This is a genomic window from Paramuribaculum intestinale (genome assembly GCF_003024925.1).
GTDB classification, from domain to species: Bacteria; Bacteroidota; Bacteroidia; order Bacteroidales; family Muribaculaceae; genus Paramuribaculum; species Paramuribaculum intestinale.
Genome location: NZ_PUED01000111.1, coordinates 1 through 8,724, shown reverse-complemented (window position 1 = coordinate 8,724; position 8,724 = coordinate 1). Strand labels below are relative to the sequence as shown.

The following is an 8,724-nucleotide window of genomic DNA, read 5'->3' as shown; positions in this document are numbered from 1 at the left end:
GACACAGCCAACAAGCTGCTTAAGCTGATAGAAGAGCCATATCCCGACACCATTTTCGTCATGGTCAGCGACGAGCCGGGCAAAATACTGCCGACAATCTATTCGCGGCTGCAACGCATCGAGGTCAAGCGGCTGCCCGACGAAGAGGTGGCTGCATATCTGACCGCACGCCACGCCATAGATCCCGCCGAGGCGCTGATGCTGGCGCACAACGCCGAAGGCTCCACAACGGCCGCGCTGAGGATGATCGATACCCGAAGCGACACTCATGCGTTCTTTGAGTTCTTCACACGCCTGATGAGGCTCGCCTACCAGCGAAAGATAGCCGAGCTGCGGGGACTCGCGTCGGAACTCGCCGCTCTCGGCAGAGAAAAAGAGATAAAATTTTATGATTACTGCGCCCGGCTTACCAGAGAAAATTTCGTCTACAATTTCAGAGTCGACAAGCTCAACTACATGAGTCGCGAAGAGCAACAGTTCAGTGTCAACTTCTCCCGGTTTATCAACGAAAACAACGTCGAGAAGATCATAGCTACCTTCGATGATGCCCGCACCGACATAGCCGGCAACGGCAACGGCAAGATAATCAACCTCGACGTAGCCATAAAAATCATCCTGCTCCTCAAGCAATGAAATCGTTTCTGCGCCGTATAGCGAACCGTTATATAGCCAATGAGGCCGACGACATAGGACGGGTATGTTTTGTGTTTCCCAACAAACGTTCGGCCACATTTTTCCGCGAAGCGGTCGAACTGGAATCAGACGGACGCATCAGAAATATTCGCACCAAGACGATCAACTCTTTTGTGGCCGGATTCTCACGCGCACGCGAGGCCGAACGCCTTGAGGCACTGTTTGTCATGTTCCGGGAGTACCGCCGGATCCTCGAAGAACAGACCACTTCTTCGGCCGACGACGCGCTTGACTTCGACCGATTCGCTTTCTGGGGCGACATGCTGATCAACGACTTCAACGACGTGGATCGCTATCTTGCCGATCCCGACAAGATATTTGTCAACGCCAAACGGTTCAAAGAGATCAATTCCAACTATCTCACACCCGAGCAGGTCGAAGCGATAAAGCGATACTGGGGCGAGGACCGCAGCCAGATGTCGGTGGAGAATTTCTGGACCCACGTCGACAGCCGCGGGCGATCGACTGTCCATACCAAATTCCTGAGACTTTGGGAGGTAATGGCGCTGCTCTATCACCGCTATCGCGATGCACTGCGCTCCCGCCGACTGACTACTTCGGGAGCTATATTCAGAGAGGCCGCCGACGCCATACGCAAAGGCGACTCACTGCGACGGATGCCCTACAGACGCTATGTGTTTATCGGATTCAATCTGCTGTCGACATCCGAACACATCATTTTCAGTCGACTCCGCGACAAAGGCATGGCTGATTTCTACTGGGACTGCGACTCACCCATACTGTTGAGCACCGATAATCCGGCCGGCAGATTCATTCGCGCCAACATGGCAGAATTTCCATCGCTATATCAGATCGACGGCGACACGAAACCCACGTCGCCGATGATAGATATTGTCGGAGTTCCGGGCAATATGGCCCAGATCTATGCCGCCTCGCAGACGCTGGCCGACTGGATTAGCGGCGGAAAGATAGCCGACCCGGCAAATGCCATAGACACCGCTGTAGTGCTCCCCGACGAATCACTGTTCGTGCCGCTCGTACACAACATGCCGGAGGAGATCACCGATATCAACGTCACGATGGGCTTCCCGTTCAGGCAAAGCCCCGTGTCGACCCTGCTGCGCCTTATAAGCTCACTGCAGATGCATTCACGCGAAGGGCGCAACGGCCCGACATTCTTCCATGAGGATGTCAGCAATCTGCTGGTTGATCCCAACGTGCGCAGGGTTGCGCCTGACGAGGCCGACGCGCTGGCCGACGAGATACTGAGCAGCCGACTGTTCAGAGTCGAAGAGCGTCTTATACAGAACAACTACCCCTCTCTGGCTCCGATATTCACTGCTGTCAGACTCACCGACAGCACCGACAGGATATGCGACTACCTGCGCCAGATGGCCACCCTGCTGCTTGACAGCACAGCCGAACAAGGAGTGGCACGCCACTTTCTCGACGCATATATCGCCAAGATCGACGAGATACAGGCCACCATACAACACCACGGCATAGAGATGCGCGGAGCCACGCTCGTGCGCATGATCGAACGCTCTCTGCAGAGCGAGATAGTGCATTTCAAAGGCGAACCGCTTGCCGGCCTGCAGGTGATGGGTGTGCTTGAAACGCGTGCACTCGATTTCGACAACATCATCGTGATGTCGATGAACGAGCGGATATTCCCACGGCGCAACCATGCCAATTCGTTCATTCCCGAATCAATCCGACGCGGCTACGGACTCCCTACCTCGGATTTTCAGGAGAGCGTCTATGCCTACTACTTTTACAGACTTATATCGCGAGCGTCGAGAGTGACACTGACCTACGACGTGCGCACATCGGGTCTGCGCACTGGCGAACTGTCGCGATATGCCGTGCAGCTTCTATATCTGTCTTCAGGAGCGACGGTGACACACCGACAGCTGAAATTCAACAACGGCAGGAATGAACGCCATGCCATAGCCGTAAACAAAACGGCCTCCATAATGAAGAAACTGATGAGGTTTACTTCGAAGGCATCCAAAGGCAATGAACTGAACCTGTCGGCAAGCAATATAAACACCTATCTCAGCTGTCCGCTTGAATTCTATCTGCGCTATGTGGAAGGATTTGATCCAAGCGACGAACTACATGACTATATCGACGCCAGTACCAACGGCACTATCGTACACGACACAGCCGAGGCATTCTACAATATGCTCAAAGGCGATGCGTCAGAGGTGACAGTCACAGCCGACATGCTGCAGCACCATATCGACCACCCCGAAGCGGCACTTGAAAAGATCATAACACGGGTGATCAACAAAAACTTCCTGCGGCTTGGCGACAACTGCCTCAATCCTCTGAAAGGAGAAGCGCTGATAGCCGGGAAACTCGTGGAATCCCTGATCCTGACCATGCTCAGAAGAGAGAAGGATCTGACGCCTTTTAGGTTCATCTCGGCCGAAGAGCCTTTTCTGGCACATATAGATGCCGGACTCCCTTTCACACTCCGCCTGAAACAGCGGATAGACCGCATAGACCGCGTGGCCGGACGTCTGCGCATTGTCGACTACAAGACCGGCGGCGACAGCACCACCATCGACGCCGATCTCGACCGTCTTTTCGCCCGTGGATACTGCGACGTGAAAGCCGTTAGACAGCTGATTATATACTGCATGGTCTATGCCGCGCAGCACGATCCGGAAGAGCCTATACAACCCCTGATATACAAATTCCGCGACATGGCACTGGGCGGCATACAACCGCTACGCATCAAGGCTGACCGCTACCGGCTCGAGGATCTGACCGACTATCATCAGGTGATCGACGGATTCAGAGAGCGGCTCAACGAAGTGCTCCGGGAGATTTTTGATCCGTCGGTGCCGTTTTCGGCCACCGACGACGAAAAATCATGCACCTTCTGCCATTTCAAGGCTATCTGCGGACGCAACGGCAAAACAGACTGAAAGGATCTGCGACATCCAATCATCTTCATGATAGCGATTTACCAATGATATACGTCCACGTACCTTTCTGCCGTTCGAAATGCGCATATTGCGACTTCTATTCGCTGCCCCGCATAGAACTTGCCGAACGATATTGCGACACGCTCGAAGCCGAGTGGAACTGGCGTCGCAATGAAACCGACGGCCTCAGATCACGGCCGACACTATACATCGGAGGAGGCACCCCGTCGGCACTGCCACGCCACCTGCTCCAGCGAATAATCGGACTGCTTGCCACGCCGGATATGACTGAAATCACCATAGAAGTGAACCCGGAAGATGTGGACAGCGAATTTGTCAAATGGCTCGACGACACTCCCGTCAGCCGCGTCAGCATGGGCATACAGTCGCTGCGCGATGAAGAACTGACCGCCGTAGGCCGACGTCACACAGCCTCCGACGCTCTGAAAGCACTCGATCTGCTGACTGCCTCACGACTCGATGTCAGCGCCGACCTCATATACGGACTTCCGGGACAGACACCGGCATCGTTCGCCTCCAGCCTTGCAGAACTGACAGCACGCCGACCGGAACATCTGTCATGTTATCTACTCTCCTACGAACCGGGGACACGTCTTCACGCCATGCGCGCCAGAGGGAGAGTCAGTGAAGCCACCGACACGGAAGCAGCCGAAATGTTCGACATACTGCGGCATACGACATCCAAAGCCGGCTATGAGCACTATGAGATATCCAACTTCGCCCTTCCGGGACACCGGGCCATACACAACAGCGGATACTGGGATCTTTCGCCATACATCGGCCTCGGCCCCGGAGCGCACAGCTTCGACGGACGGCTCAGGCGCTACAACCCTTCGGACATAAAGTCGTATCTGGCGAGCGGAGGAGAGGGGTTCGCCACTGCCGAAGAGGAGAACACCGACGAGCGCATCAACGACTACCTGATAATACGCCTTCGCACGGCCGAAGGAATCAATCTGTCGGAATTCCGCAGACTTTTCGGCAGCGGACCGACACTACGGCTCATTGACGACGCCGCCCCTCACATTACCGCCGGCCGACTGATGAAAACCGACGACACAATTAGTATGAACCCTGACCACTGGCTTGTGACCGACATGGTGCTCACCGACCTCATACATGTCTGACAGCTACAGAATCAATCATGATGATATGGCTCTCCACGCAGGATAGTCATCGCGCGATAGATCTGCTCGGCGAAAAAAAGCCTCACCATTTCATGGGAAAATGTCATCTGCGACAGCGATATCATGGCATCGGCTCTTGATCGGACAGCGTCGGAAAAACCATAAGGACCTCCTATCACGAACACAAGCCGACGACGCCCGCTGACGGCCTGACGCTCGATATATCCGGCAAACTGGCGCGAGGTCATCTCACGCCCGTGCTCATCGAGCAACACCACCATATCCGACGGCTGAAACGACTGCAGCAACTGTTCGCCCTCCTTGTCGCGCTGCTGCTGCATGGTCAGCGACCGTGTCTGGCGTATATCAGCCACAGTCAGCATCTCCACCGGCATGTAATGACACGCACGGCCGATATAATCGTCGGTGGCTTTGGCAATGTAAGGAGTGGTGGTGCGCCCCACGGCCATAATAGTAATTTTCATCGTGACGGAAGTTGCGGAGTCGGGATAAGATTATTAATTTTGTGTGCAAAAATACATAAAAACCGACATGGAAACAAACGACCAGCTTATCACCGAACTGATTCGGCTCGCTTTTGCCGAGGATGTGGGCGACGGCGACCACACCACCCTATCGACCATCCCTGCCGAAGCTCGCGGACGGCAGCGTCTTATCATAAAGGAGGAGGGAATCCTCGCCGGAGTCGATGTGGCACGCCGCGTGTTTGAATACTTCGATCCGGAGCTGAAGATGACCGTGTACATGACCGACGGCACACATGTGAAACCCGGCGACGTAGCCTTCGAAGTGGAAGGCAGCGTGCGCTCGCTGCTGCAGACTGAACGCACCATGCTCAACATCATGCAGCGCATGAGCGGCATAGCCACCACTACAGCCCGTTATCAGGAACGGCTGAAAGGCCTTGACACCAAAGTGCTCGACACCCGCAAGACCACCCCGGGCATGCGCCTGCTTGAGAAAGAGGCCGTGAAGATCGGAGGAGGCGCCAACCACCGCATCGGACTGTTTGACATGATACTGATCAAGGACAATCATGTGGACTTCGCCGGAGGGATACCCGAAGCTGTGAAACGCGCCAAAGAATATTGCCGCGCCAAAGGAAAGGATCTGAAGATCGAGGTGGAAGTGCGCAACGAAGACGAGATCCGTCAGGCTCTCGAAGCGGGTGTAGACCGCATCATGCTCGACAACTTCACTCCCGAACGCACACGCGAAGCCGTGAAACTTATCGGCGGCCGTACCGAAATCGAATCGTCAGGCGGCATTACGATCGATACACTGCGTGCATACGGCGAATGCGGAGTGGATTACATATCGGTAGGTGCACTGACACATTCTGTCAAAGGCCTCGACATGAGTTTCAAGGCTGTCTGAGTCAGCTCATAAGCTCCACCAGACGCTCCAACGGCAACTCCTGCCATGACGATATGACGACATCGGACAACGGTTCCACCCGGCTGACGGGATATGTAGTGGCCAGTCCGACGACAGTCGCTCCTGAAGCCCGTCCGGCAGCAAGCCCCTGAAGCGAATCCTCAAAAACCACACATCTTTCAGGCTCCATCCCGATCTCGCGAGCGGCGCGACAATATCCCTCGGGATGGGGCTTGGAATGTGTAACCATCGACCCATCTATCACAGTCACAAACAGGCCTCGCAGCCGAGGCATCATGTCAAACAGCCGCTGCATCTTGACGGCATCGCTGCTCGTCACCAGCGCGGAAGGTATCCCCGCCGCCGCGAGCGCCTCAAGCATCTCCACCGCTCCGGGCAGAGGCGTGAACCGCATTGAAGCCTGAAACTCCATCAGACGGCGAGTGATCTCACGCCTTATCTCTTCGGTAGGATATTCCTCCATTATCGACTCAAGAGTGCGACCCTTTATGGCTATGGCATAGTCAGGTATCCCTGTCGGGAACTCGGCCTCTATATCGTTCCAGAAACCGGTATATAGCGTTTCACTGTCGATGATCACCCCGTCGAGATCGAAGAGCGCACCGAATCCGTATTGATTGGGGACTGTAGTCATTGCTGTAGTTTTTTTTGCAAAATTAATATTCCGCATTGTCATTAAGCCAACAAATAAAGTTAATTTTGCAGAATCGACTTGGAACGAAATGCCTACAGATACTTCAAAATCACCGATGACACTGGGCACCGAATCAATCAGCCGACTGCTGATACAGTATTCCGTGCCGGCCATCATCGCGAGCGTGGTCACCTCGCTCTACAATATCATCGACAGCATATTCATAGGCCGAGGCGTAGGCGCCATGGCCATATCCGGACTGGCCATCACTTTTCCGCTGATGAATCTCGTGATCGCCTTCTGCACCCTCATAGCTGTGGGCGGCGCCACGATATCATCCATTTTCATGGGTCAGAAGGATATTTCGAGAGCCACCGATGTGGTCAACAACGTGCTGCTTCTATGCATCATACAGTCGGTGGTATTCGGCGGCATCACACTGCTGTTTCTCGACGAGATACTGTATTTCTTCGGAGCCACCCCATCAACCATTGATTATGCCCGCGAATTCATGGAGGTGATATTGCTGGGAACCCCGATAGCCTACGTGTTCATCGGACTCAACAACCTGATGCGCGCCACCGGCTATCCGCGCAAGGCAATGGTATCGGCTCTTTTATCGGTAGGGGTAAATGTGATCATGGCTCCGATATTCATTTTCGTCCTCGATCTGGGAATACGCGGCGCAGCCATGGCAACCGTGATCGGACAGTCGGTGGCCTGTGTCTGGGTGCTCGCCCACTTCATTTCACGCCGCAGTTTCATCCATTTCAATCTGCGCAACCGGTGGTTCACGCCGTCAATAGCACGCCGCATCTATGCTATCGGCATGTCGCCGTTTTTGATGAGTGTGTGCGCCTGTATCGTAGTAGTGTTCATCAACAAAGCGCTGCTCGACTATGGCGGTGATGCCGGCGACCTTTCGGTCGGAGCCTACGGCATACTCAACCGCACGACTATGTTTTTCGTCATGATCGTGTTTGGAGTCACGCAGGGCATGCAGCCGATACTCGGCTTCAACTACGGTGCCGGAAACTGGGAACGGGTCAAACGCACTCTGCGCATAGGCATATGGCTTGGCATGGGCATCACCACCGTAGGATGGGTCATCACCGAGCTCGTCCCTGACACAGTCAGCTCCCTGTTCACCACCGACCTGCAGCTAATAGACATAGCCGGACACGGGGCGAGGATCTTTTTCCTGTTCTATCCGGTGATCGGATGCCAGATAGTGATACAGAACTACTTCCAGTCGGTGGGCAAACCGAAGATTTCGATATTCCTGTCGCTTACGCGCCAGCTTCTGTTTCTGATCCCGTTCCTCATAATCCTCCCGAAACAGTTCGGGATTGACGGAGTGTGGGCAAGCATAGCCGCAAGCGATCTGATAGCCTTTGTCTTCGCCATAGTGACACTCTGGTGGCAGATGAAGAAACATAACCAAGCGATCTCTACACCATGACCGAACAGCTACAACTACGCGTCGACCCGGCCACTGCCGCCTCAGAACTGCGACTGACCGCACTGGCAAGCACCCGCCTTAATATCGACGCCAACCGCATAAAAGGCATCAGGATCATCAAGCGCTCGATCGATGCCCGCCAGCGCAATGTGATGATAAACCTGACGCTACTTGCGTATGTCGATGAAGATCCGTCGGCGACACTGTTCGCGCCCGAGCCTTACGACCGGCTGCCGGAATCGGCTCCTGCGGCTGTCGTAATAGGCGCAGGCCCAGCCGGACTGTTCGCGGCTATGCGGCTCATACAACTCGGCATAAAGCCTATAGTGATCGAACGCGGAAAGGATGTGGATTCACGACGGATCGACATGGCCCGACTGTCACGAGAGGGGATCGTCGATCCTGACTCCAACTACTGTTTCGGCGAAGGAGGCGCAGGAGCCTATTCCGACGGGAAACTCTACACCC

Annotated in this window: 8 protein-coding genes; 6 read left to right on the top strand and 2 right to left on the bottom strand. The window is 54.7% G+C overall.

What is annotated here, in order from left to right; genetic code table 11:
- The 3 genes from C5O24_RS08825 to hemW all read left to right on the top strand — a co-directional run.
- Positions 1 to 633: DNA polymerase III delta subunit-related protein (locus C5O24_RS08825; RefSeq protein WP_500690279.1), on the top strand; the 633-nt coding region annotated here is incomplete at its 5' end.
- Positions 630 to 3,593 carry a PD-(D/E)XK nuclease family protein gene (locus C5O24_RS08820; protein ID WP_107035722.1) on the top strand — a complete coding sequence of 988 codons (2,964 nt, stop codon included), beginning with the start codon at positions 630 to 632 and terminating at the stop codon, positions 3,591 to 3,593. The genes C5O24_RS08825 and C5O24_RS08820, both read left to right, overlap by 4 nt.
- Before the next feature lie 44 nt (positions 3,594 to 3,637).
- Complete coding sequence (hemW, locus tag C5O24_RS08815) at positions 3,638 to 4,741, top strand: radical SAM family heme chaperone HemW (protein ID WP_161553862.1); 1,104 nt, start codon at positions 3,638 to 3,640, stop codon at positions 4,739 to 4,741.
- Positions 4,742 to 4,752: 11 nt separating this feature from the next.
- Here the strand turns inward: hemW and rlmH are convergent, their stop codons facing one another.
- On the bottom strand, positions 4,753 to 5,226 hold the full coding sequence (gene rlmH, locus C5O24_RS08810; RefSeq protein ID WP_107035724.1) for a 23S rRNA (pseudouridine(1915)-N(3))-methyltransferase RlmH: 474 nt from the start codon (positions 5,224 to 5,226) through the stop codon (positions 4,753 to 4,755).
- A gap of 67 nt (positions 5,227 to 5,293) precedes the next feature.
- Between rlmH and nadC the strand changes: the two genes are divergently transcribed.
- The gene (gene nadC / locus C5O24_RS08805; protein ID WP_107035725.1) at positions 5,294 to 6,139 is read left to right on the top strand and encodes a carboxylating nicotinate-nucleotide diphosphorylase; all 846 of its coding nucleotides are present in this window, start codon (positions 5,294 to 5,296) and stop codon (positions 6,137 to 6,139) included.
- Between the two features lies 1 nt (position 6,140).
- On the opposite strand, the gene C5O24_RS08800 is transcribed toward nadC, so the two are convergent.
- Positions 6,141 to 6,794 (bottom strand): HAD family hydrolase, encoded by a 654-nt coding sequence (locus C5O24_RS08800; RefSeq protein ID WP_161553861.1) that lies wholly within the window; start codon positions 6,792 to 6,794, stop codon positions 6,141 to 6,143.
- Between the two features lie 88 nt (positions 6,795 to 6,882).
- On the opposite strand from C5O24_RS08800, the gene C5O24_RS08795 reads away from it, so the two are divergent.
- Both C5O24_RS08795 and C5O24_RS08790 read left to right on the top strand, forming a co-directional pair.
- Complete coding sequence (locus C5O24_RS08795) at positions 6,883 to 8,256, top strand: MATE family efflux transporter (protein WP_202613075.1); 1,374 nt, start codon at positions 6,883 to 6,885, stop codon at positions 8,254 to 8,256.
- Positions 8,253 to 8,724: FAD-dependent monooxygenase (locus C5O24_RS08790; RefSeq protein WP_133165511.1), on the top strand; the 472-nt coding region annotated here is incomplete at its 3' end. The genes C5O24_RS08795 and C5O24_RS08790, both read left to right, overlap by 4 nt.

What these genes read in the sequence shown, in the direction of transcription:
- C5O24_RS08820 (WP_107035722.1), top strand. Translation starts at nt 630, where the DNA reads ATGAAATCGTTTCTGCGCCGTATAGCGAACCGTTATATAGCCAATGAG.
- hemW (WP_161553862.1), top strand. Translation starts at nt 3,638, where the DNA reads ATGATATACGTCCACGTACCTTTCTGCCGTTCGAAATGCGCATATTGC.
- rlmH (WP_107035724.1), bottom strand. Translation starts at nt 5,226, where the DNA reads ATGAAAATTACTATTATGGCCGTGGGGCGCACCACCACTCCTTACATT.
- nadC (WP_107035725.1), top strand. Translation starts at nt 5,294, where the DNA reads ATGGAAACAAACGACCAGCTTATCACCGAACTGATTCGGCTCGCTTTT.
- C5O24_RS08800 (WP_161553861.1), bottom strand. Translation starts at nt 6,794, where the DNA reads ATGACTACAGTCCCCAATCAATACGGATTCGGTGCGCTCTTCGATCTC.
- C5O24_RS08795 (WP_202613075.1), top strand. Translation starts at nt 6,883, where the DNA reads ATGCCTACAGATACTTCAAAATCACCGATGACACTGGGCACCGAATCA.